General features: G+C 67.6%; 23 protein-coding genes. 11 read left to right on the forward strand and 12 right to left on the reverse strand.

The genetic code is table 11. The features are described 5' to 3' along the window. Genes HALXA_RS00705 through gvpM form a run of 3 tightly spaced genes read left to right on the forward strand, consistent with a single transcriptional unit; the run spans position 1 to position 1,717 of the window. On the forward strand, positions 1–345 hold the full coding sequence (locus tag HALXA_RS00705; protein WP_013878367.1) for a gas vesicle protein K: 345 nt from the start codon (positions 1–3) through the stop codon (positions 343–345). Continuing rightward, a complete protein-coding gene (gene gvpL / locus HALXA_RS00710; protein WP_013878368.1) occupies positions 342–1,376 on the forward strand; it encodes a gas vesicle protein GvpL in 1,035 nt (344 codons plus the stop codon). The genes HALXA_RS00705 and gvpL overlap by 4 nt, the downstream gene beginning before the upstream one ends. Then, positions 1,373–1,717: a gas vesicle protein GvpM gene (gene gvpM, locus HALXA_RS00715; protein ID WP_013878369.1), complete on the forward strand. Its 345-nt coding sequence runs from the start codon at positions 1,373–1,375 to the stop codon at positions 1,715–1,717. The genes gvpL and gvpM overlap by 4 nt, the downstream gene beginning before the upstream one ends. A gap of 148 nt (positions 1,718–1,865) precedes the next feature. Here gvpM and HALXA_RS00720 read toward each other — a convergent pair whose 3' ends face one another. Beyond that, a complete protein-coding gene (locus tag HALXA_RS00720; protein WP_013878370.1) occupies positions 1,866–2,081 on the reverse strand; it encodes a hypothetical protein in 216 nt (71 codons plus the stop codon). A gap of 342 nt (positions 2,082–2,423) precedes the next feature. Further along, positions 2,424–2,744: a hypothetical protein gene (locus HALXA_RS00725; protein WP_013878371.1), complete on the reverse strand. Its 321-nt coding sequence runs from the start codon at positions 2,742–2,744 to the stop codon at positions 2,424–2,426. Positions 2,745–2,961: 217 nt separating this feature from the next. Between HALXA_RS00725 and HALXA_RS21875 the strand changes: the two genes are divergently transcribed. Next, complete coding sequence (locus tag HALXA_RS21875) at positions 2,962–3,135, forward strand: hypothetical protein (protein WP_013878372.1); 174 nt, start codon at positions 2,962–2,964, stop codon at positions 3,133–3,135. Positions 3,136–3,419: 284 nt separating this feature from the next. Here the strand turns inward: HALXA_RS21875 and HALXA_RS00730 are convergent, their stop codons facing one another. Beyond that, the gene (locus HALXA_RS00730; RefSeq protein ID WP_013878373.1) at positions 3,420–4,010 is read right to left on the reverse strand and encodes a hypothetical protein; all 591 of its coding nucleotides are present in this window, start codon (positions 4,008–4,010) and stop codon (positions 3,420–3,422) included. Positions 4,011–4,247: 237 nt separating this feature from the next. On the opposite strand from HALXA_RS00730, the gene fdhF reads away from it, so the two are divergent. After that, entirely contained in the window at positions 4,248–6,383 is a 2,136-nt protein-coding gene (fdhF, locus tag HALXA_RS00735; RefSeq protein WP_013878374.1) for a formate dehydrogenase subunit alpha, read from the forward strand. 116 nt (positions 6,384–6,499) lie between these two features. Here fdhF and HALXA_RS00740 read toward each other — a convergent pair whose 3' ends face one another. From HALXA_RS00740 to HALXA_RS00760, 5 genes are all read right to left on the reverse strand, one after another. Further along, entirely contained in the window at positions 6,500–6,694 is a 195-nt protein-coding gene (locus HALXA_RS00740; RefSeq protein ID WP_013878375.1) for a cold-shock protein, read from the reverse strand. Positions 6,695–6,895: 201 nt separating this feature from the next. Beyond that, a complete protein-coding gene (locus HALXA_RS00745; protein ID WP_013878376.1) occupies positions 6,896–7,324 on the reverse strand; it encodes a VOC family protein in 429 nt (142 codons plus the stop codon). Between the two features lies 1 nt (position 7,325). Continuing rightward, complete coding sequence (locus tag HALXA_RS00750; RefSeq protein WP_013878377.1) at positions 7,326–8,330, reverse strand: ABC transporter substrate-binding protein; 1,005 nt, start codon at positions 8,328–8,330, stop codon at positions 7,326–7,328. Beyond that, positions 8,327–9,322 (reverse strand): ABC transporter substrate-binding protein, encoded by a 996-nt coding sequence (locus HALXA_RS00755; RefSeq protein WP_013878378.1) that lies wholly within the window; start codon positions 9,320–9,322, stop codon positions 8,327–8,329. Before HALXA_RS00755 ends, HALXA_RS00750 begins: the two co-directional genes overlap by 4 nt. 13 nt (positions 9,323–9,335) lie before the next feature. Next, positions 9,336–10,238 carry an ABC transporter substrate-binding protein gene (locus tag HALXA_RS00760; protein WP_013878379.1) on the reverse strand — a complete coding sequence of 301 codons (903 nt, stop codon included), beginning with the start codon at positions 10,236–10,238 and terminating at the stop codon, positions 9,336–9,338. A 145-nt stretch (positions 10,239–10,383) separates the two neighbouring features. Here HALXA_RS00760 and HALXA_RS00765 point away from each other — a divergent pair, with 145 nt between their 5' ends. Then, positions 10,384–10,722 (forward strand): cupin domain-containing protein, encoded by a 339-nt coding sequence (locus HALXA_RS00765; protein ID WP_013878380.1) that lies wholly within the window; start codon positions 10,384–10,386, stop codon positions 10,720–10,722. Positions 10,723–10,739: 17 nt separating this feature from the next. Here HALXA_RS00765 and HALXA_RS00770 read toward each other — a convergent pair whose 3' ends face one another. Next, positions 10,740–11,666 carry a hypothetical protein gene (locus HALXA_RS00770; RefSeq protein ID WP_049895370.1) on the reverse strand — a complete coding sequence of 309 codons (927 nt, stop codon included), beginning with the start codon at positions 11,664–11,666 and terminating at the stop codon, positions 10,740–10,742. Positions 11,667–11,924: 258 nt separating this feature from the next. Here HALXA_RS00770 and HALXA_RS00775 point away from each other — a divergent pair, with 258 nt between their 5' ends. Both HALXA_RS00775 and HALXA_RS00780 read left to right on the forward strand, forming a co-directional pair. Continuing rightward, positions 11,925–13,091, forward strand: coding sequence for an ABC transporter substrate-binding protein (locus HALXA_RS00775; protein ID WP_013878382.1), 1,167 nt, complete (start codon positions 11,925–11,927; stop codon positions 13,089–13,091). Between the two features lie 33 nt (positions 13,092–13,124). Continuing rightward, positions 13,125–13,952, forward strand: a complete 828-nt coding sequence (locus tag HALXA_RS00780) for an ABC transporter permease (RefSeq protein ID WP_013878383.1) — start codon at positions 13,125–13,127, stop codon at positions 13,950–13,952. Between the two features lie 29 nt (positions 13,953–13,981). Here the strand turns inward: HALXA_RS00780 and HALXA_RS00785 are convergent, their stop codons facing one another. From HALXA_RS00785 to HALXA_RS00795, 3 genes are read right to left on the reverse strand one after another with little or no spacing between them, the layout of a single operon-like run. Beyond that, a complete protein-coding gene (locus HALXA_RS00785) occupies positions 13,982–14,833 on the reverse strand; it encodes an ABC transporter permease (RefSeq protein WP_013878384.1) in 852 nt (283 codons plus the stop codon). Beyond that, positions 14,826–15,593, reverse strand: a complete 768-nt coding sequence (locus HALXA_RS00790; RefSeq protein ID WP_013878385.1) for an ABC transporter ATP-binding protein — start codon at positions 15,591–15,593, stop codon at positions 14,826–14,828. Before HALXA_RS00790 ends, HALXA_RS00785 begins: the two co-directional genes overlap by 8 nt. Then, positions 15,590–16,957 carry an ABC transporter substrate-binding protein gene (locus HALXA_RS00795; RefSeq protein WP_013878386.1) on the reverse strand — a complete coding sequence of 456 codons (1,368 nt, stop codon included), beginning with the start codon at positions 16,955–16,957 and terminating at the stop codon, positions 15,590–15,592. The genes HALXA_RS00790 and HALXA_RS00795 overlap by 4 nt, the downstream gene beginning before the upstream one ends. 322 nt (positions 16,958–17,279) lie before the next feature. Between HALXA_RS00795 and HALXA_RS00800 the strand changes: the two genes are divergently transcribed. The 3 genes from HALXA_RS00800 to HALXA_RS00810 are packed head-to-tail and all read left to right on the forward strand — an operon-like array spanning position 17,280 to position 21,448. After that, complete coding sequence (locus HALXA_RS00800; RefSeq protein ID WP_013878387.1) at positions 17,280–18,200, forward strand: hypothetical protein; 921 nt, start codon at positions 17,280–17,282, stop codon at positions 18,198–18,200. A gap of 5 nt (positions 18,201–18,205) precedes the next feature. Further along, a complete protein-coding gene (locus HALXA_RS00805) occupies positions 18,206–19,915 on the forward strand; it encodes a pyrroloquinoline quinone-dependent dehydrogenase (protein WP_013878388.1) in 1,710 nt (569 codons plus the stop codon). Positions 19,916–19,942: 27 nt separating this feature from the next. Then, positions 19,943–21,448 (forward strand): plastocyanin/azurin family copper-binding protein, encoded by a 1,506-nt coding sequence (locus HALXA_RS00810; RefSeq protein ID WP_013878389.1) that lies wholly within the window; start codon positions 19,943–19,945, stop codon positions 21,446–21,448. The last annotated feature ends 75 nt before the right edge of the window (positions 21,449–21,523 follow it).

The raw sequence follows: 21,523 nt of genomic DNA on the forward strand, positions 1-21,523 counted from the left end.
GTGACTAAGATAGACGTCGGCGACGGTGAGGACGCCCGGCAGGGACTGGTCACGCTCGTCGTCACCGTCGTCGAGATCCTGATGGACGCCCTCGAGCGCGAGGCGGTCCGGCGCATGGAGTCGGGCAACCTCGCGGACGAGGAGATCGAACGGCTCGGCGAGCAACTCGCGACGATCGAGGCGGAGATCGAGCAACTCAAAGAAGACGAGGGGATCGAGGACGGCGTCGACGACCTGCGCGGCGACCTCGACGGGCTGGTCAACGACGCGATCGAGCAACTCCACGGCGAGCCGACGATGACCCGCAAACCCGGCTACTCCGTGTTCGGAGGTGACGAGCAGTGAGCGCGAACGATCCCGGCTCGGAGGCCGACTCCGAACGGGCCAGTCGCGACGAGCGACTCGAGGGCGTCGACGCTGATGCAGACGCCGACGCCGCCGGCGAAGTCCCGGAGATCGACGAGGGGCGATACCTCTACTGTATCGTCCAGGTGGACAACGACGGCGCAGAGGGGGCCGATTCCGAGGACGACGCGACTGCGACCCTCGACACCACCGGCGTCGACGGCGAACCCGTCTCGGTCGTCGTCGAGGACGGCATCGGCGCGGTCGTCCACGCCTGCGACGGCATCTACGACTCCGCGGACCTCGCGCAGGTCCGGCGGTGGCTCGTGCGCCACCAGACGGTCGTCGACGAGGCCGGACAGGCCTTCGGGACGCCGATCCCGTTCCAGTTCGACACCATCCTCCGCGGCGACGACGAGCGCGTCCGCGAGTGGCTCCGCGAGGAACGGGACACCCTCGAGCGCGCGCTGTCGGGGCTGGCGGACCACTGGGAGTACCGCGTCGAGGTCGTCGAACGCGACCCGATCGAGGACGCGGCACTGATCGAGCGCGACGAGCGGCTCCGCGAACTCGACGCGAAGATCGGCGACTCCGGAGAGGGGACGGCCTTCCTGCTCGAGAAGAAACTCGATCAGCGGCTCAACGAGGTCCGGGCGGCCCGTCGCGAATCGTTGACCGCCGACCTCGAGGAGCGACTCGCCGACGCCGCGCGGGAGGTCCACTCGCTCGAGCGGTCGCCGACGGCGTCGCTGGACGATGCAGTGGCGGACGATAGCGGCGGTAGCGGCGCTGAGAGCGATGGCAGTGCCGACGACGGCGGCGAAACCCTCTGCCGACTCACCCTGCTCGCCCACGAGGACGCCGAGAGCGAAATCGGCTCGATCCTCGACGACGTGGCGGCCGAGGACGGCCTCGAGGTCCGGTTTACGGGCCCGTGGCCGCCGTACACGTTTGCGCCGGAGCTCGGCGGCGGGAGCGGTGAACCGGATGACAGTCAAACCCACGGTCGGGAGCAACGACGTGAGCCATGAGACCGCGCAAGGACGAGGAAACGCTCGTAGACGTCCTCGACGTCCTGCTCCGGGACGGCGCAATCCTGCGAGCGGACGTGATCGTCTCGGTCGCGGACATCCCGCTGGTCGGCATCAAACTCACCGCGGCCATCGCCGGGATGCGGACGATGCAGGAGTACGGCCTCTTCGAGGAGTGGGACCTCGAGCACCGGCGCACGGCGATCACGCGCCGCCACCGCGGGAAAGGACGGCGGAAATCGAAGAAGCCGCTCGAGACAGGGACCGACGAGCAGGTCGCTCTCGAGCGAAGCGAAAGCGGGAGTCGCGAGGAGACGGAGGAGCGAAGCGGGCCCGACTGACGGCGAATCCGAATGCAATTACGCCTTCGAAAACGGCCGCGAACTGAAATCAATCACCGCGATCACCGGAGCGGTCTGTTGTATCGTATCCAGGTGTCCCGGACCGAGTCGAGACGAGTCGTGGATCTCGTAGAGCCGCGCGCCGCGGTCACGCGTACTTCGGTCGCTCCTTGGTGAGTTCGACGTCGCCGGTGACGGTTTCCTCGTCGTGGTCGTCGTCGTAGATGTACTGGCCGGTCGACCCGCAGAGGGTGCACTCGTAGGTCTCGGAGATCTCGTTGATGACCTCACCGTCCTCGAAGTAGACCCGGCTCTGCGTGATCTGCAGGAACTGTGGGGTTTCGCAGTTGGTGCAGGTGATCATATGCGACGGGTCGCGTCCACCAGTTGTAGTTATCCGGCTTGTAACCGAAAGCCAGCCCCTCCTACGTCCGAATTACCGGTCGGCAAACCGGCGGCTGAAGATCGACAATGTGTGTTAATTCTTGCCACACTTCTAAAACCGGTCGAAACACGGTAAATCGCCCTTAACCAACCGTTGACGGCAGCCACCCGCCGACCGAGTTCGGGTCGGTAGGCGCCGCAAACGCGAGCACAACCGGCGGTAAACTACGGTTAGTCGGTCGCTTACGGCGGGGTTCGACGGGCCGAATCCGGATCGATTGTCGGTCGGTCTCGAGGAGGGGTCTCGTGACCGTGGACGACCTCACTTCCGAGACTGTTCGGCGGGTCGCTCGAGGTCGATCCGACGGCGGCGGGCGGCCCGCCACTGCGCGTAGCCGTAGTACAGCACCGCGCCCTCGATGAGGAGCCCCGCGAACAGCGTCAGGAACAGCAGCCCGATCAGCGGATCGGCGGCGGCAGCCTCGAGCGGGCGTGCGGGGAATTGCTCGGCGGCGCGTCGCTGTGCCGGCGAGAGGCCGACGACGAGCACGCGGTAGGCGAGGTACGCCGTGGTCGCGAGCCAGCCGGCGTAGCCGACGCCGGCGACGGTCCAGCCGACGCGGCGGACGGTGTGGTCGGTCATGCGCTCACCGTGGCAGTCATTCGTCGAGACGATTCGGCGGAGGGTCACCGTATGCTTTCTGGAATGCCGACGACAGTTGGCGATCGAATTCCGGCGTGCTCGAGGTTGACCTCGCCGAGCGGTCGTCGCACGGCGTGTTGTTACGACCGTGACTGCAGGGTTGTCACTACGGCGTTACTCGCGCTCGCTTTATCCCGTTCCGGGGCCTCGAGCCGATATGGCGCTTCACACCGGATCGAAAACGGCCGCCGTCTGCGAGGACTGCGGGAAGGCGGTCGCCGTCTGGGTATCGGACGACGGCACCGCGAGTCCGATCGGCCAGCGGCGCGGCTGTTCGTGTGGCAACGACTCCTTCCGGCTTCTGTCCGATCGGCCGTCGCAGTCCGCGTAGTTTCGACCTATACCCGCGTTATCCGGGCCCTGCTACTGCTGGGGTGACGCTACGGTCGCCAAACCGGCTCCATAACAAAGGGTGCCCCTTGCAAACGTCGGCCTGCGGGGTGACGCGCCCCGTGTCGGGTACGCGCCTGGCCAGACGACGCGCTGACCAGCCGATTGCGTGCGTTCGTGCCCGGATCGCTCGGAAGTGGACTCGCCCCCGCTTCGAGTACGCTCATGTCTCTCACGAGGGCGGGCCCCCGCCCCCGCCCGATTCCGCCGCACCGAGTTGCGGCGTCACGCCTCCCCGAACTGCTCCTTCCAGCACCGCCAGAGCGCCCGGTACAACGTCCATATATCGCACTCATATCGGTCGCAAACGTCGCGACAGCGCTCGAGGTAGGTCTCGTACGCGTCGATCGACGGTTCGGGCTCGGGATACGGCGCGTCTAGTTCGCCGGCCTCCCGCAAGACCGTCCACTCGCGCTCGCCGACGACGACGTACCGATCCGGATCGAGGAAAAAGCAGAACGCCGACGCGACTTCCACTCCGACGCCTTCGAGGGCGGTGAGGCGGCCAACTGCTGCCGCGACATCGTCCGAACCTTCAGCCAGTTGCTCGAGGACATCGTCGACGACGTCTCGGACGGTCTCGAACTCGTTTCGCTCGAAGTGCGCCTCGGCCGTGCGCCGCTCGTCGTCCGGAGCGACACCGAGCGTCCGTCGGTAGTACCACCTGACGATCCACGCGCAGTCCCGGCGGCCGTACGCGCCGCGCTCGAGCGCCGTCGGCAGGGTCTCGATCTGTTCCTGTTCGACGGAATAGAGCGGTTCCTGCTCGCGGTACTCGGCCGCTTTCGTCTCGATCAGCGACCGCGTGAGTTCCATAGTGGTTTCGCACACGATGTCCGATGCTGTAGCCGTTACTGTCACCAGGACCAACCGGCCGCGATCGGGGCGGCCCGGGGACGGTGACAGGAATGGCGAGACGGGGACCGGACTCGAGCGCGGGGCTCGAGTCGGCACGCTGCACATATTCGTGCTGAATGTTAGAAAGACTCATACACGTCGACGTAGTCACCTTTCGTGACGCGATTCGACCGCGACACCGCGGGGATGAAACCAATGTCCAGCGACAACCAAGACACCGTCAAGACGATCTGTCCGTACTGCGGCGTCGGTTGCGGAATCCAGGTACGGCAGGGTGAGGAACCGGGCGACGTACAGTTCATGCCCTGGGGCGAGGCGCCGGTCAACGAGGGCCGGATCTGCATCAAGGGCGGGGCGGCGACCGAGGTCGTCGACCACGAGGATCGGCTGACCGACCCGCTGATAAAGGAGGACGGGGAGTTCCGCGAAGCGAGCTGGGAGGAGTGTTTCGAGTACATCGTCGACGAACTCGAGCGCATCCGCGAGGAGTACGGCCCGGACGCGACGGGCTTTTTCGGCTCCTCGAAGACGATGAACGAGGAGAACTACCTCCTCCAGAAGCTCGCGCGCCGGTACGGGACGAACAACGTCGACAACTGCACCCGGATGTGTCACGCCTCGACCGTCTGGGCGCTGCGCACGAGTCTGGGCGCGGGCGCGATGACCAACAGCATGCGCGACCTCCGGGAGGAGTGCGACCTGTTCTGGATCCAGGGGGCGAACCCGGGCGAACAGCATCCGATCGCGAACAGCCAGTACTTCCGCCAGGCCGTCCTCGACGGCGCGACGGTCATCCAGGTCGACCCCCACGCCAACAAGACGACCCGGTCGTTCCAGATCGACGACACCGACCGCCACCAGCACCTGCAACTGAATCCGGGGACCGACATCCCGCTGCTGAATATCGTCCTCAAGACGATCCTCGAGCACCACGAGGAAAACCCCGAGGACGGCTGGATCGACGAGGAGTTCGTCGAGGCCCGAACGGAGGGGTTCGACCACCTGCAGGAGACCCTCGAGGACTTCGACAAGGAAGCCGCCGCCGAGGAGTGTGGCCTCCCGCTCGAGGACATCGAACTGGCCGCGAAGAAGTACGCCGAGGCCGACAACGCGGCCATCTTCACCGGGATGGGCATGAGCCAGCACGCCTGCGGCGTCGACAACGTGCAAAACGAGATCAACCTCGCGCTAATCACGGGCAACCTCGGCCGCGCCGGCACGGGGGTCAACCCGCTGCGCGGCCAGAACAACGTGCAGGGAACCTGTGACGTCGGCGCGATGCCGAACGTGCTGCCGGGCTACCAGCTCGTCGACGACGATGAGGCGCGGACCCGGGTCGAGGACGTCTGGGGATTCGAGATCCCCGACGAACCGGGGCTGACGAACGTCGAAATCTCCCACCAGTTCGGCGAGGCGGTCAAGGGACTGTACGTCATGGGCGAGAACCCCATCATGTCCGAACCGGACGCGAATCAGGTCGCCGAGCGGATCCAGGATCTCGAGTTCATGGTGGTCCAGGACATCTTCATGACCGAAACCGCCCAGTACGCCGACGTCGTCCTGCCGGCGACGACCTGGGCCGAGCGCGGCGGCACCGTCACCAACACCGACCGGCGCGTCCAGCGCATGCGCGGCGTCGAGAAGGTCCACGAGAACACGAAACACGACCTCGAGATCCTCTCGGAAGTCGGGACCCGCCTCTTCGACGAGGGGTTTGACTTCGAGGACTCCGAGGCGGTCTTCGAGGAACTCCGGCAGGTCTGCCCGATCTACCACGGGATGACCTACGACCTGCTCGGCGAGGAGGGCCTGCACTGGCCCTGCTACCAGCCCGGTGACGAGGGCGACCCGTTCCTCTACGAACACGAGTTCGACACCGAGAGCGGTAAGGGCCACATCGAGGGCGTCAACCACCAGCCGCCCCGGGAGACCCCCGACGACGAGTACCCGCTGATCCTCACGACGGCCCGACTCGAGGAGCACTACAACACCGGGACGATGAGCCGCCGGTCGCCGACGCTCAACCGGCAGACGCCGGAGAACTTCGTCGACGTCCACCCGAACGACGCCGAGCGGTACGGGATCGAAGACGGCGAGAAGGTCCTCCTCAAATCGCGCCGCGGCGAGATCACCGTCGAAGCGCAGGTCACCGAGGACATCAAGGAGGGATCGGTCTGGACGACGCCGCACTTCGCAGCCGCGTCCGCGAACCGGCTGACCAACGACGTACTCGACGAACGGTCGAAGATACCCGAATACAAGGCCGCAGCCGCGGATATCGAGGTCGGCCTCGAGCCCGCGCCGGACGCGGAGTCGGCGGCTGACGACTAGCGCGACGCCGGTTTTCGTTCGGGAGACGCGACGGCGTTCGGCGTCGTCACTTCCGGGGACTTGTGAAATGAAGAAGCGAGTTCATCGGTCGCCTCGCGGCGACGGTCGAACCGTAGTTACTGTCGAACGACGTTCGTCGCGCGCGGACCCTTGGGGGCCTGCTCGATGTCGAATTCGATCTCGGTGCCTTCCGTGAGGTCCTCGCCGCCGACGTCCTCCATGTGGAAGAAAACGTCCTCGTCCGCGTCCTCAGTATCGATGAAACCGTAGCCGCCAGTATCGTTGAAGAAATCAACCTTACCGTTTGCCATTGCGATTACGTCGAGACAGCAGACACGGATAAGTGTTTTCACCTGTACTCGATAGCTGCGAATTAGAATACGATCGTTTACCGAAATAGAGATCCAGTAGATATTCGAACACGGAAATTGGGTTTCTAGTCGGAACGGCGACCGATCCGTCACGACAGCGGCGTACTTCCGCGGGAACCACAGATTCGATCAGCCCCACGATCATTCGACGTCGTCGTGGGTCAGCAGCGGCCGCTCGCGTTCGCCCGTGGGCGGTTCGTAGGTGATAACCTCGAGCAGATTGCCGTCCGGATCGAGAAAGTAGAACCCCTCGAACTCGTCCCAGTCGTAGGGCCCTTGATTGGGAAACTGGCCGTTCAACTCGTCCATCAGGGCCTCGTACTCCTCGCGGTCGGTCTCGAACGCGAGGTGGGCCTTATCCAGCGGGTGTGCGAGTCCGCGTTCGTCCCACCCGTCCGCGCGGCCGGTTTCAGCCAGCGTGACGACAGTTTCGCCGACCTGGAACATCGCGTGTTCTCCCTTGAAGTCCGACGGCGGACGGCGCACCTCGAGATCCAGCACGTCGCGGTAGAACGCGTAGCTGGCCTCGAGGTCGTCGACGTCGACGTTGATGTGATCGACGGCTCGCATACTAGCCGTCCACCCGGTCCGCGTAGTTCGCGAGGACCGGATCGTCCGTTTCCACGAACTCGTTCGTCCACACCGAATCGGCGTCGATCCCGCCCTCGAGCAGGTCCGTCTCCGCAAGCGTTCGCCCGAGCCGACGCCACCGCTGTCCGTCGTGGAGGCCCCAGCCGCGCCGGCGGACGACGTCGGTGAACTGGAGGTCCCGCGCGGCCGTCTCGAACTTCCGGCGTTCGACGTCTCTGGTGCGCTCGAGCGTCGCATTACGCGCGACGAGGACGTCGATCGCCGCCTCGGGATCGGTCGTCGCCGCCTCCCAGCCCCGCGCCGTCCCGCGGAGGAAGGCCCGTACCGTCTCGGGGTTCTCGTCGGCGAACGCGGGGTCGGTGACGATCGTCATGCCGTAGACGCCGAGGCGGTCGCCGATCGGGAGTTCGTCGGCCGTCCGATCGTGTTCGCGCTCGAGTTCGTAGCCGTTGGTCACGACGCCGACCGCCGCGTCCACGTCGCCCTCGAGCAGCTTGTGCTGGACGCGGTGGTGCGTGTGGTCGTCGACCCCGAGCAGTTCGACCTCGTCGCGGATGCCTGCGTCCTCGAGCAACTGCGCCGCGAGGATGCGCGTCTTCGTGGCCGACGGCGCGATCGTGCAGCCGGCGAGCTGGGCGGGCTCCTCGAGCGGCTCGCCGAAGACGTCCCGCAGCGTGTAGATCGCAGCGGGGGTCTTCCCGGTGACGGCGGCGACCGCCAGCGGCTCGAGGCCACGGCTCTGGACCGAGAGGACGGCGCTGGCTCCCGCGAGGGCAAACTCGGCCCGGCCCTTCGCGGCCTGCTCGGCGGCGAAGGGCGAGCCGTGGCCTTCGACGAACCGCACCTCGAGGCCCTCGTCCGCGTAGAAGCCCCGCTCGCGCGCGAGGAAGTACGGCGCCTGGAAGCCGTTGGGCTCCCAGTTGAGCTGGAAGTCGACTGCCGTCGGCTCCGTGGCGTCCGCCAGTTCCGTCGCGTTCGACGTCATTGGGTCGGAGTCACCTCCAGCCGGAACATGTCCTCGGGAATATGGTCGACGCCGAGCGCGTCCTTCCCGGCGACCTCGAGCAGGTGGTCGAACAGCCGCTCCATCGCCGCCACCTTCTCGCCGTCCCAGTCGGCGACGACCATCTCGCGCCAGCCGTCGCGGATGCCGCGGACGACGGCGGGGTCGTCCTCGTACATCATGCGCTCGCCGAGTTCCGCCCAGAGGTCGTCGTCGGTTTGCAGCCGCTCGACCGCGTCGGCGTAGGCGCGTTTGAATCCCTCGACGGCGTCGGGCGACTCGGCGAGGTAGTCCTCGCTCGTGAGAAACGTCGAAATCGGGAGCGTCTCGTCGGCACCAGAGAGCCGCTGGACGAGGTCGGCCATCGGCAGCGCCTCGCGGTACGGGCCAGTCTCGACGATCTCGGGGACGATCTGCCAGAACTGGAGGGCGGCGTCGACCTCGCCGTCGCGCAGCATTCGCGTGAGTTCGACTTTCGAGCCCGCTTCGACGGATATCGCCTCGTCCTCGGGATCGAAGTCGTGGTACTCGCGGCAGGCGGCCCGCGTGAGAATCCAGTTCTTGTCGAGCCGGCGGACGACGCCGACGCGGCAGTCGCGGAGGTCCGTCAGGCCCTCGATGGCGGAGTCCTCATGGACGACGAGCCCCCCAACTGTCCGCCCGTAGGGGTGGAAGGCCACGATCGGCGCGCCGCCGACCCGCTCGCGGGCCGTCGAGATGTAGTCGATGTCGATCAGGTCCGCGTCCCCCTCGTGGAGTTTCGCCTCGACAGTCTCGAGTCCGTCCTCGAGTTCGTCCGAGACGAGTTCGACGTCGAGGTGGAAGCCGTGGTCGCGGTCGAAGCCGAACCGCTTGATCGTATAGAGCAGGTAGCGCGGACTGCCGTTGTGCTCGAACCGCGCTCGCATCACCGGCAGATCGCCGGGGTCGTCGTGGTGGTCGTCGAGCGCGGCCTGTTGGGTGTCGATATCCATAGGTTCGTCCTCGTTACTCGTGGGTCGGCGGCGCGACGATCGTCTCGATCTCCGCCCCGCCGTCGATCAGCTCGCGATCCTGCATCCACTCGAGTTGGCCCGCGAGGTCGTCCGCGGCCGCGATCTCGGGCGTCTCGTACTCCGGCACCGTCACCGACTCCCGGAGCGCGTCGAGGTTGACATCCTCGAAGAGGTCGGGCGCGACCGTAGCGTCCTTCTCAAGCATCTCGAGGTACTCCTCGCGGAACGCGTCGGGGTTGGCGTTGATCGTCTCGACGGCGCGCTCGTAGGCCCGCATGAACGCGTCGAGGGTCTCCCCCTCGAGTCCTTCGGCGCCGACGACGCCGATGTGGTTCGGGAACTCGAGGAGGCGCTCGAGCCCCAACTGATCGGCGAGCGTACTGTGAGGGTCGAGCAGCGTCGCCGCGTCGACCTCGCCGTCGCGAAGCGCCCGAAGCCGGTCGGTCGGCATGCCGTAGTGTTCGAGTTCGACGTCCTCGGGGGGCAGGTGCTCCTCGAGCGCGCGCATCGCGGTGTACTCCTGGCCCGTCCGCCGGTTGACCGCGACGGGGACGTTCGCGAGGTCCGCGGGCGTCTCGAAGTTCGATTCCGGGCGGACGTGCAGCGTGTACGGTAGGTCGGCGAATGCCCCGTGGGCGACGATCCGGCCGTCCTCGAGCGACCACGTCCGTCGCAGACTCTCCCACTTGCAGACCGGGTAGAGGTCGACGTCGTCGTCGCCGGTCAGCGTCCAGTCCGCCGGGATGTACTTCCGGTCGACCTCTCGTCGGTCGCGCTCGAGCAGTTCGACGTCCAGCCCCTCCTCGGCGAAGTAGCCGCGTTCGGCCGCGACCCGCTGGGGAAGCATGAACGAGAACGGGAGGTGAAACACCCGCACCGTGTCACTGTATGACATGCAGTACTGCTGACGAGAAGCCGGCCAATAAAACGTTTCTAGGAAACGTTTATACGAGCCTTCGTGGAGAAAATACAGTCATTCCAGTTCGGAATAAGCTTCACGTGGCGGACTATCGTGAGTGTTGGTCGTGGTGAATGCTTCCATGGACCACGTGAAGGCGGCGGACGCCGCCCTCGAGGAGGTCGCGGACGGCGTCTACCTCGGCGATCTCTCGACGGGCGACCGCGCGAGCATGAAGTACTGGCGCGTCGAACCCGGCGCGACGCTGCCCAGCCACGAGCACGAGCACGAACAGATCGGCTACGTGCTTCAGGGGACGCTAACGGCGATCGTGGACGGCGGCGAGGTCGTCCTCGAGGAAGGGGACGCCTACCGGTTCCCGAGCAACGAGCGCCACGGTGCCGAAAACCGGAGCGACGAACCCGCCGTCGGACTCGGAGTGCTCTCCCCGCCGCGGACGGTGCCGGACTGGCGTGAGTAGCGGTCGCGGTTCCGCCGTCAGTCGGCGCCCGCGGCATCGCGGCGCTCTCGCTCCGTGGCCGGAACCCACTCGAGCAGCGGATCGTCCTCGGGGACGGCGACCGCGACGATCGGTCGACCGCAGTCCTCGCAGGTGGCCTCGAGGCCGACCTGGGGGCGCCGACAGCAGTGCTCGAGTCGCTCCCGAGTCGCGGCCGGCCGGCCGTCGCAGGTCGGTGCGGGACACCGCTGGCGGAGCAGTCGGAGTCCGGTGAGCACGTCTTGCCGGTCGTCGGCCTCGAGATCGTCCCACCCGTCAAGTCGATCGCGGAGTTCGCGATCGGCGGCGACGTCGGCCGCCAGCGCCGCATCGGACTCCCACCGACGACGACGCGCCCCCTCGAGTTCGAAGGTGGTCTCGCCGCGCCGACGGACGTCGTCGGGCTCGAGGCCGACCAGGTCCGCGACGTCGGTCGCGTCCGGCGGAGTCCACTCCCGGTCCGTCTCGGTTGTCGCCTGACGGTCGGGGTCGGCAGGGTTCCCGTTCGCGAACTGCTCGAGGCGCTCGTTCCATCGTCGCCGAAACGTTGGCGTGAGTTGCACCGGGGCCGTCGTCGATTTGTGCCGAGCGACAACGTCCGCCGCCGCCAGCGTCTCGAGTGCATCCTCGAGGTCGGCCGTCTCGATCGTCGGCCGCTCGGGCGCCTTCCCGAACGCGCGGAGGACGCGCTCGGGCAGGTACCGCTGCGTGAGCGTCGGCGTCCCCGGGATCAGGTACCCGCGAAGGGCGATAATCGCGAGACAGCATGCGAACGCGAGCACGCCGGCGAGCGGCGAGACGACGCCGATACCGCCGGCGAGAACGAGCGCAATTCCGACGTTCACGACCGTACAGGGCAGACAGCGGTTCCCACCAGTATACTCGGGTTGGCGGAGCCGCTCGAGCGCGTCGAATCGGTCGATCACGGGCACCACTGCCGGTTGCTTCACCGCGCCGGCCCAAAAATCGAACCCGCGGTTCCGTCAGCGGTCCGACCGCGTCACGGGACACCACGGGGGTCGGTCGCGTTTGTAAATCGTTCGCCCTGTCCGTGCAGCGAGCGGCGGAGCCGGATTTCGGAAATATCACCGGAGCGGACCGTCATACGCTGCAGAACCGACCTCTTAACCATTAATACAAATCCTTTATCCCGACCTCCGTGGACGCTCTCGGTGTGATATCTCATGGCACGATTTCGCCACACGCGCCGTCGATTCCTCGCAGCGACCGGAACGGCGGCGGTAGCCGGTTGTCTCGGGGGAGACGCGGACGGTGAGGGGAACGGAGACGGCGGAGACGGCGGCGGTGGAAACGGAAACGCCACCGCACCGGCCGACGGAGCCGGGACCGACGGCGAATCCGAGAGCGAACCTGCTGACGCCGACGGCGCCGAACTCGAGGTAACCGACGTCACGCTGTTGCTCAACTGGCAGATCAACGGTCTCCACGCGCCCTACGTCGCGGCACGCGAGGAGGGGTTCTACGACGAGGAAGGGTTCGAGACCGTCGAGATCGAGAGCGGCGACGGCTCGGACTTCGCCGCTAACCAGGCCGGCCTCGGCAACGTCGAGTTCGCGGTCTCGAGCCCCGACCAGCTCCTCAACGTCAACAGCCGCGGGCTCTCGCCCCGGTGCGTCGGCGTCGTCATGCAGCGCAACCCCAACGTCGTCTTCGCCACCCGCGACGGGTTCGGCGAACTCGACGATCCGGCGCAACTCGAGGACGCGACGGTCGGCAGCGGCCCCGGGATGGTCCGGCAGATGACGCAGGCCTACCTCGAGCACCACGGCGTCCTCGAGAGCGTCGAGTACGTCGACACGGGCTTCGACACGGTTCAGCAACTGCTGTCGGGCGAGGTCGACGCCGCGGGCGGCGTGTTCGGCGACGTCGTCGACGCCGAGCACCAGGGGGCCGAGGTCGACGTCCTCTCGATCCACGAGGCGATCCCCTCCTACGGGCACGTGATCGCCACCGACGAGGGGTTCGCGTCCGACAACGGGGCCACCGTCCGCGCGTTCCTCCGGGCGACCGCGCGCGGTGCCGTCTGGGCGACGCAAAATCCCGAGGCCGCGATCGGTCACCTCGTCGCAGTTCAGGCGGAGCTCGAGGAGGTGCGCGAGAACCAGCGCGACAAGTGGGAGCGGATGCACGCCGAGTACATGCGGTCGGACGCCGTCGCCGAACGGGGCTGGGGGTGGAGCGAGTCCGAGCCGTGGCAGGCGACCTACGAGACGCTCGCGGACAGCGACGTGCTCGAGGGCGAGGTCGATCCGGAGACGGTGTGGACGAACGACTACCTCGACGCGGAGTCGGAGTACGTCGGCGATTACGCGGAACTGACCGACTCGTGACGGGGAGCGATCGACCGACCGGAGACTGATTCGATGACCGACGGACGAGCCGACCACCGACGACGGCAGGTTCGGGCGCCGACAGCGACGCGAACGGGAGTCGTCCGCGACGTGCTCGTCGGCGTCGGCCGGCGCGTCCTGCCGCCGGCGGTCGTCCTCGCGGCCCTGCTCGCCGCGTGGCACGCCGTCGTCGTCGCCTACGAGATTCCGACGCTCGTCCTCCCGTCGCCCCGCGAGGTCGCGCTGGCGCTGCTCGAGACCTACCCAATGCTGCTCGGCGACGCGGCCGTGACGGGCGCGACCGCTGCGCTCGGGTTGGGTGCCGGCGGTGTCGTCGGCCTCGCGCTCGCCTTCGCGATGACCCACTCGCGGACGGCGACCCGCACCCTGCTGCCCTACGTCGTCGCCCTGCGGATCGCGCCGGTGATCGCGGTCGCTCCCCTCCTCTTCCTCTGGCTGGGACGGGGGATACCGGCTCGAGCGGCGCTGGTCGCGACCCTGACGACGTTTCCGGTGACGATCGCCGCGCTGGACGGGCTGCGGGAGACGCCCGACGCGTACCTCGACCTCGCCGACTCCGTGGGTGCCTCGCGGCTCGAGACGTTTCTGTTCGTCCGGGTCCCCGCAGCGGCCCCGAGCGTCGTCGCCGGGTTCAAGATCGCGAGCGCGCTCTCGGTCGTCGGAACCGTCGTCGCCGAGTTCGTCACCCTGCGGGCCGGCCTCGGGGCCCGCGTCTTCGAGACCGCGACCTACCTCGAGACGGCAGAGACCTACGCCGCGCTCGTCGTCCTCTCGGGGCTCGGGATCGGGTTCTACCTGGTGCCGGTGGCGCTCGAGCGGCTGTGTTGGGCGGAAGCGTGAGCGCCGGTCGCTCGAGGTCTGGAACCGCTTCAGCCGCGGTCCGTCGCGTCGAACCCCAGCCACCGCCGGACCCCGCGCTGAACGAGCACGACCGACCCGTAGAGCGCCAATCCGAGCGCGAGCAGCACCGACAGCGCGGCCAACATCACCTCGGGCCGGACGTTCTCCGAGCCCATCAACACGAGAAAGCCCAGCCCGTCGTCCGCGATCACCCACTCGCCGACGACGGCGCCGACGACCGCGAGCGTCACCGACTGCTTGAGTCCCGCAAAGACGTCCGGCAGCGCGTACGGCAGGTCGACGTAGGCGATCCGCTCGAGCGCGCCGGCGTCGACCGAGCGCAGCAGTTCGCGGTGTTCGGTCGGCGCCCTGTCGAGCCCCGCCGCGGTGTTCAGAACCAGCGGGAAGAACGTGATGAGCGCGACGAAAACGATCGCCGTCTCCGTTCCCGTGCCGAGGTAGATCAACAGCAGCGGCGCGACGGCGATCTTCGGCAGCACGCGCACGGCCACGAGGTAGGGGTAGACGGCGGTCCGAACCCACGGCAGGTACGCGACCAGTACCGCCAGCAGGAAGCCGGTCGCGATCCCGACGCTGCCGCCGTAGACGACCTTCTCGAGCGTCGACAGCGCGTTCTGCGCGTACAGGTCGGGATTGCCGAGCAACTGCGCTGCAACGGCGGTCGGCGACGGGAGGATGAACGCGGGGACGGTGCCGACGGCCGTGACGACCCACCAGCACAGGACGCCGATCGCGAGCGCGGCCGCCGGTGCGAGGACGTCGGCTGCAGCGCGTCGTCGGTCGGCGTCGGAACCGGTCTCGAGCGGCGCCGGCCGATCGGGCCGACCGGGCCGATCGGCCGCGGACTCGCTTTCAGTCATCGCTCGCCCTCGCGTCCGCCTCGTAGCTCTCGTGGAGCGTCTCCCGAACCTGCGCGACCTGCTCCTGGAACGCTCGCGAGCCGAAGACCGACGCGTCGCGAGGGTCGGGAAGATCGATCTCGAACGCCGCCTCGAGCCGGCCCGGCCGGTCGCGCATGACGAGACAGCGGTCGGCGAGAAACACCGCCTCCGGGACGCTGTGAGTGACGAACACGACGGTCTTGCGCTCGCGGCGCCAGAGGTCCCGAATCTCGACGCCGAGTTCGTCGCGCGTGATCTCGTCGAGTTCGCCGAACGGTTCGTCCATCAGGAGGACGTCGGCGCCCAGGTGTAGCGCCCGGGCGATCGCGACCCGCTGTCGCATCCCGCCGGAGAGTTCGGCCGGCCGGGCGTCCTCGAATCCCTCGAGTCCCATCGATCGGAGCAAGGCCCGCGCGTCGCCCTCGTTCGCGGGCTGGTCGGCCAGTTTCCGGAGGAAGGTAACGTTCTCGAGGGCCGTCTTCCACGGGAGGAGGGTGTGGCGCTGAAAGACGAAGCCGAGGTCGGCCGCGGCCTGCGCGGCGGCGGGCGAGCGACCGTCGATCCGAACCCGGCCGGCCGTCGGCTCCTGCAGACCGCCGATCGTCCGCAGGAGCGTCGTCTTCCCGCAGCCCGAGGGGCCGACGACGGTGACGAACTCGCCCTCGTCGATCCGCAGATCGATATCGGCGACGGCGGTGAACTCGTCGAAGGTGACGGTGACGTTCTCGAGGTCGATCATGGTTCGGCGAGGAGGTCCGCCTGCGCCAGCGCCGTTCTGAGTCGGTCCCACATCGCTTCCCGCTGCCATCCCCAGCCGTGCTCGGCGACGGCGTCGCTGCCGCCGAACTCCGCGGCGGCCTCCGCGAACTCGGCCTCGATTCGAGCCGTCGACTCGTCGTCCTCGGAGCGGGCGTCGGGACGGTCCTCGTCGCGGCGCGCGGCGATTCGCTCGGCCGCCGGTCCGGCGTCCTGCTGCGCCGCAACCCACCCGGCGGTGGTTCCCGCGAGCATCCCGCGCAGCGCCGGCCGTCGCTCCGCGAACGCTTCTTCGCGGACGATGAGCGTCGGGCCGTAGATCGGGAAATGATCGGCCAGCGGCAGGACGTCGACGCGTTCGCCCCGCCGCTCGAGCGCGCGCGGATCCGAAAACGAGCCGGTGACGACGTCCGCGTCGCCCCGTCGGAGGGCGTCCCGCTCCTCGCCGTTCGTGTCGACGATCCGGACCCCGTCGCCGAGGGCCGTCTGCGAGAGGAACAGGCGACCCAACAGCCGGGTCTCGGAACTGGGCGGCATTCCGATCCGTCGTCCCTCGAGTTGGGCGACGCTCCGGAACGGCTCGCCGAAGACCTCCCGAAGGGTGTAGAGAACGGTCATCGCCCGCTGGTAGCAGACCGCGATCGGGACGACGGGTTCGTCTGCGGCACGCGCGCGAACGACCGTCGCCGCGCCGGCGATACCGACGTCGGCCGCGCCCGAGCGGACGCGCTCGAGCGCCCGCCGCGAGCCGTCGCAGTGGTCGACGCGGAGGTCGACGCCGAAGGTCTCGTACCACCCGGCCTCGAGCGCGGCGTAGATCGGCGCGTGCAGGGCGTTCGGACGCCAGTTGACGGCGAGCGTAACGAGGGGATGGTCGCCAGCGTCGGTGCCGTCGGCGTCGAGCTGTTCCGATCCGTCGGGACTTTCCGCGCCGTTCCCGTCCCCGTCCCCATCCTCCCCGTTCGCCGCGCCGTTCGTGTGGCACGCCGCCGCCTGCTCGAGCAGCGCCTGCCCGTGGCGGTCGTAGACCCGCCGAACGGTCGGCTCGACGCCGGCGGTCGGCTGCCAGGCCGTCTGGGGGCGGCCCGGCGCCGCGTCGTCGTCCCGAACGGACGACCGCTCGAGGAGGTCCAGCGCCTCGAGGCGCGCGGTCGCGTCGCTGATCGCCGGGCGGTTACAGCCGGTGCCGATCCGGAGGTGGACGGTCGTCGTCGGGTCGGACTCGCGCTCGGCCCGCAACAGCAGGTACGCGAGAACGCGGGCCGCAGTGCGGCCGAGGCCGGCCGCGAGCCGCGCGACGAGGCGCCCGTCCGCGTCGTCGAGCACCCAGAACGAGCGCGAGTGCATGGGTCGCGGTGACTATCCACGCGTCGGTTGATAAGCGTATTTTCGTTCGGACGAACGGTCGTCGTGCGACGTATGTTCACTCGGCGGAGACGACGGCGCTCGAGGAGGCGAACGGCGGGCCGTAGGATCGACGAAACGACGGATAATTGTCGTCTACTGCGCCGATCCGAGCGTTCACTACGAACGAAAACTCGACGAACGGCGCCCGTAGCGGGGATTCGTTTCCGTTTCCCGAACACTAATTTAGACTTCGACTATCGTATTGGAATCCTTCGATAACGATTATTCGTCACTGTGATGTCGTGCCGTGTGTGGTTTAACCATGGCACAGATAACCACGGCGCCGACCGCAACGATCGCGGACCGACGCGATCTCGCCGAGACGCTCGGCGTCGACGCAACTGGCGACGGAGACGGGGAGTTAACGTGGGGTCGACTCGCCGGCGCGATCGAACCGACGACCGAACCGGCGTTCGCCTCGAGGGGTGAAGCGATCCGGGCAGCCCTCGACGGCAAACTCGATCCCGAACTGATCGAGCGGGAGCGCGAGCGCCTCGTAAAAGCGATCGACCGCCTGCCGGCCGTCCGCGACGTCGGGATCCCGGACGGGACGGACGGGCCGTACACCGAGATCGCTGAACCGGGCTGGCGACTCTACGACCACCTGCTCGAGGTCGGCTTCTTCGAGAGCGTAGAGGAGCACGCGCTCCGGTTCGAGCCGGAGTATATCACGGCGACGACGCGGGAACTGGTTCGAACCGAGTCGCTGGGCGCGGCGCTCGGCGAAGCCGGCTTCGACGAGGACGAGAAGATCGCACTGCTGACAGCGGTGGCGAACAACGACGAACGACTCTCGCGGTGGGTACCGTCGAATCAGATCCCCGAGGGCGTCGAGTACGACACGTCGAACGTCCCGCCGCTGCACCAGCGCGCGATGGGCGGCGCGTTGCTCTGGATCGACGGGCTCGACCGACACCTCTGGCAGAACGAACCGCTCGTCACGGACGCGATCCTCGACGACGCCGTCCGCCACGTCAAGGGGATGCTGGGCGGCCTCTGCGTGACGGCGACGGCCGTCCACGATCTCGCGACGGACGGCGAGTTCACGGACGAGGGACTGATGGCCGCGTTCACCGCCGGCGCCGCGATCCAGATCGTCGAACAGGAGGACGTGCTCCACGACGTCTTCTACATCACGGACGAGATGCGCGCACCGAGCGAACTGCGGGACGAGACGAGGTGATCCACATGGCACTCCGCAACGACAGGGCCGTTCAGGCCGCACGAGACATCGAACTGAAGGAGATCGAAGACGGTTACACGCTGGTCGGCGGGCCGGAGGAGTCGATCACGCAACAGCACGACACCGACCGTATCCCCGAGGTCGACGTCGACCAGGAGATGCTGAGCGGGTCGGGCGAGGACCCCGAAGCCTGGTTGATGTACGGCGGCAACTACGAACAGCAACGGGTCACGACCGCCGACGTCATCACGCCCGACAACGTCTCCGAGCTCGACCTCGAGTACGAGATGTCGGTCGGCACGGGCTCGAGCATGGAGGGGACGCCGATCGTGGTCCCGGGCGACCCGCCGGTGATGTACCAGACCAACGGACCGAACCACATCAAGGCGATCGATCCCCGGGAAGGGGAGGTCCTCTGGAGCTACACCTACGCGCCGCCGATCGGCGTCGAACTCTGCTGCGACGACAACAACCGCGGGGCCGCCGTCTACGGCGACAAGGTGTACATGACGACGCTCGACTCGGGCGTCATCGCGCTGAACCGCTACACCGGCGAGGAGGAGTGGTACACGCAGACGGCGGACCACCAATCCGGCTACTCGGCGACGTGGGCACCGGTAGTCCACGACGGGACGATCTACACGGGAAGCGCCGGCGGCGAGTACGGCGTCCTCGGATTCATCGCCGCTCTCGACGCCGAGAGCGGCGACATGGTGTGGCAAACCGACACGCTTCCGGAAGACGAGTGGGTCGGCATGAGCCGCGAGCACGGCTGCGGAACCAGCTGGATGACGCCGACGATCGACGAGGAGCGGGGCGTGCTCTACTCCCCGGTCGCGAACCCGGGGCCGGACTTCGACGGCACCGTCCGGCCGGGTCCGAACTTCCCCACCTGCGGGACGATCACGCTGAACCTCGAGGACGGCAGCAGGGAGTGGGGCTTCCAGAGCAGTCCGCACGACGTCTGGGACTACGACGCGGCGGCCCCGCGGGTACTGCTCCGCGACGTGGAGGCAAACGGCGAGTCGATGGACATGGTCGTCAGCTCCGACAAGGCCGGGTGGGTCTACACGCTGGACGCCGACTCCGGACAGCTCCACGAGCGCAGCGAGGAGATCTGCCAGCACATCAATATGTGGGAGATGATCCCCCACATCAGCGCGGACGAGCGGATCCCGTTCGTCCCCGGCGCGCCGGGCGGCAACGACTGGCAGCCGCCGTCGTACAACCCCGAGACGGGGTACGTCTACGTCGTCCACCAGAACTTCCCGCAGGATCTGTACTGGCGCTACGAGGAGTACAGCGAGGGCAACCCCTACTGGGGCGGCGGCCTGGACGATCCGGCCACCGAGTTCCCCGACGAGTGGAACGGGAACATCACCGCCTTCGCGGCGGTCGATCCGTCGACCGGCGAGCGCGTCTGGCGCGACTGGATCGAGAGCGAGGACGAATTCTACATGTGGGGCGGCTCGATGTCGACCGCGACGGGACTCGTGTTCAACGGCACCCAGAACGGCAACCTCGTCGCCTACGACGGCGAGAGCGGCGAGCGCCTCTGGGAGTACGAGTTCGACGTCCCGATCAGCGCCTCCCCCATGAGCTGGTACGACCCCGGCGAGGAGAAACAGTACGTCGCCGTGCAGGTCGGCGGCAGCGGCTGGCTCCGACAGGGAACCCGCGGCGACACGCTCGCCGTGTTCTCGATGGACGCCTGACCAACACACAGCAATCACAATCCAACTATGTCAAACGAACACGATTCACGCGAGAACCTCTCGCGCCGTGGCGTGTTGAAGGGAACAGCGGCACTCACGGGTATCGCCGCGCTCACCGGCGAAGCCGGTGCCTATCGCGACGCGTTCAACTTCCCGATGCCCGTCGCACAGAGCGACGGCGCGGCCCGGACGCTCACGCTGGTCGGCATCGTCGGCGGCTGGCTCGGCGTCGCGCCGCACGAGATCGACGGCCAGTCCAACCCGCCGCTGCGGCTGATCGAAGGCGAAGAGCACGAAGTCATCTGGATCAACGGCGACGGCTCGATGCACAACTTCAACATCACCGCCGGTAGCTCGGTCGCCGACGACGTCGAGGTCCTCGAGGCCACCGAGACGGTGACCGAGCAGGGCGAGTACACGTCCATCCGGTTCACCGCCACCGAGGAGATGGAGGAGTACTTCTGCATGCCGCACCCGGCCCAGATGCGCGGCCCGGTCGAACTGATCGATCCCGGCGACGTCCACGAACTCTCGGTGACCGTCGAGGACGAGAGCGGCGAACCCCTCGGCGCCGAGGTCTACGTCGGCGACATGCACTCGTACTCTGACCTCGCCGCCCGACCGGACCCGTTCGCGGAGGAAGGGCAGAGCGAGGAGTCGGAGGCGCAGGAGCCGGGGAACGAAAGCGCCGGCAACGCCAGCGCCGGCAACGCCAGCGACGGCGGCAACGGCGACGTCGAAGGCGAACAGACGCAACCGCCCGCGATCGCCCGTTTCGACCTCCTCGAGAACGGCGAGTACGACATCGAGGTCTGGACCTACGGCCACGAGCGGGTGTCGGAGACGGTAACGATCGACGGCGAGGACCGGCAGCTCACCGTGACGCTTCCCGAGATCGAACCCGGTGAGCCGGCCGAAACCTTCTCGATGCGGCTCGAGGACGGCCAGTGGGTCGGCCAGTCACCCGACGCCATCGCCGACCAGCCGAACCCGACGCTCGACCTCGAGGTGGGCGAGTCCTACGCGATCGAGTGGGAGAACGCGATCGGTCGCCTCGAGCCGGAGGGCGAAAACAGACACTACGAACCGCTCCCGGGACACAACCTCGCCATCGCCAGCGGCGGCGAGACGATCGACTGGAACACGTTCGTTCGATCGGACTTCACCGCCGAGGAGGGCGCGACCCAGACGGTCGAGTTCGTCGCCAACGAGGAGATGGCCGTCTACCTGGACCAGTCGCAACTCGATGCGATCGGCGAAATCTCCGTCAGCGGTGGCGGCGAGACGCCCGCTGCCGCGGACGCGCCGGCCGGGGCGAACGGCAACGCAACGGTCGAAGAGGGCGGCAACGAGACGGCTATCGGAGCCGGCAACGAAACGGACGGGAACGAGACGGCGATCGGAGCGGACAACGAAACGGACGATAACGAGACGGTCACCGTCGACGGTAACGAAACGGACGGCAACGAGACGATCGATGCAGGCGGTAACGAGACGACCGCCGTCGACGGCAACGAGACCGACGACGTCTGACGCCGCTTCTCGGCTCGGAGTCGTCCGTTTTTCTTCGGCGCTGATCGGTCGGGACACGAGCACTGCCGCCGTTTG

The sequence above is a fragment of the Halopiger xanaduensis SH-6 genome (genome assembly GCF_000217715.1).
GTDB lineage: Archaea > Halobacteriota > Halobacteria > Halobacteriales > Natrialbaceae > Halopiger > Halopiger xanaduensis.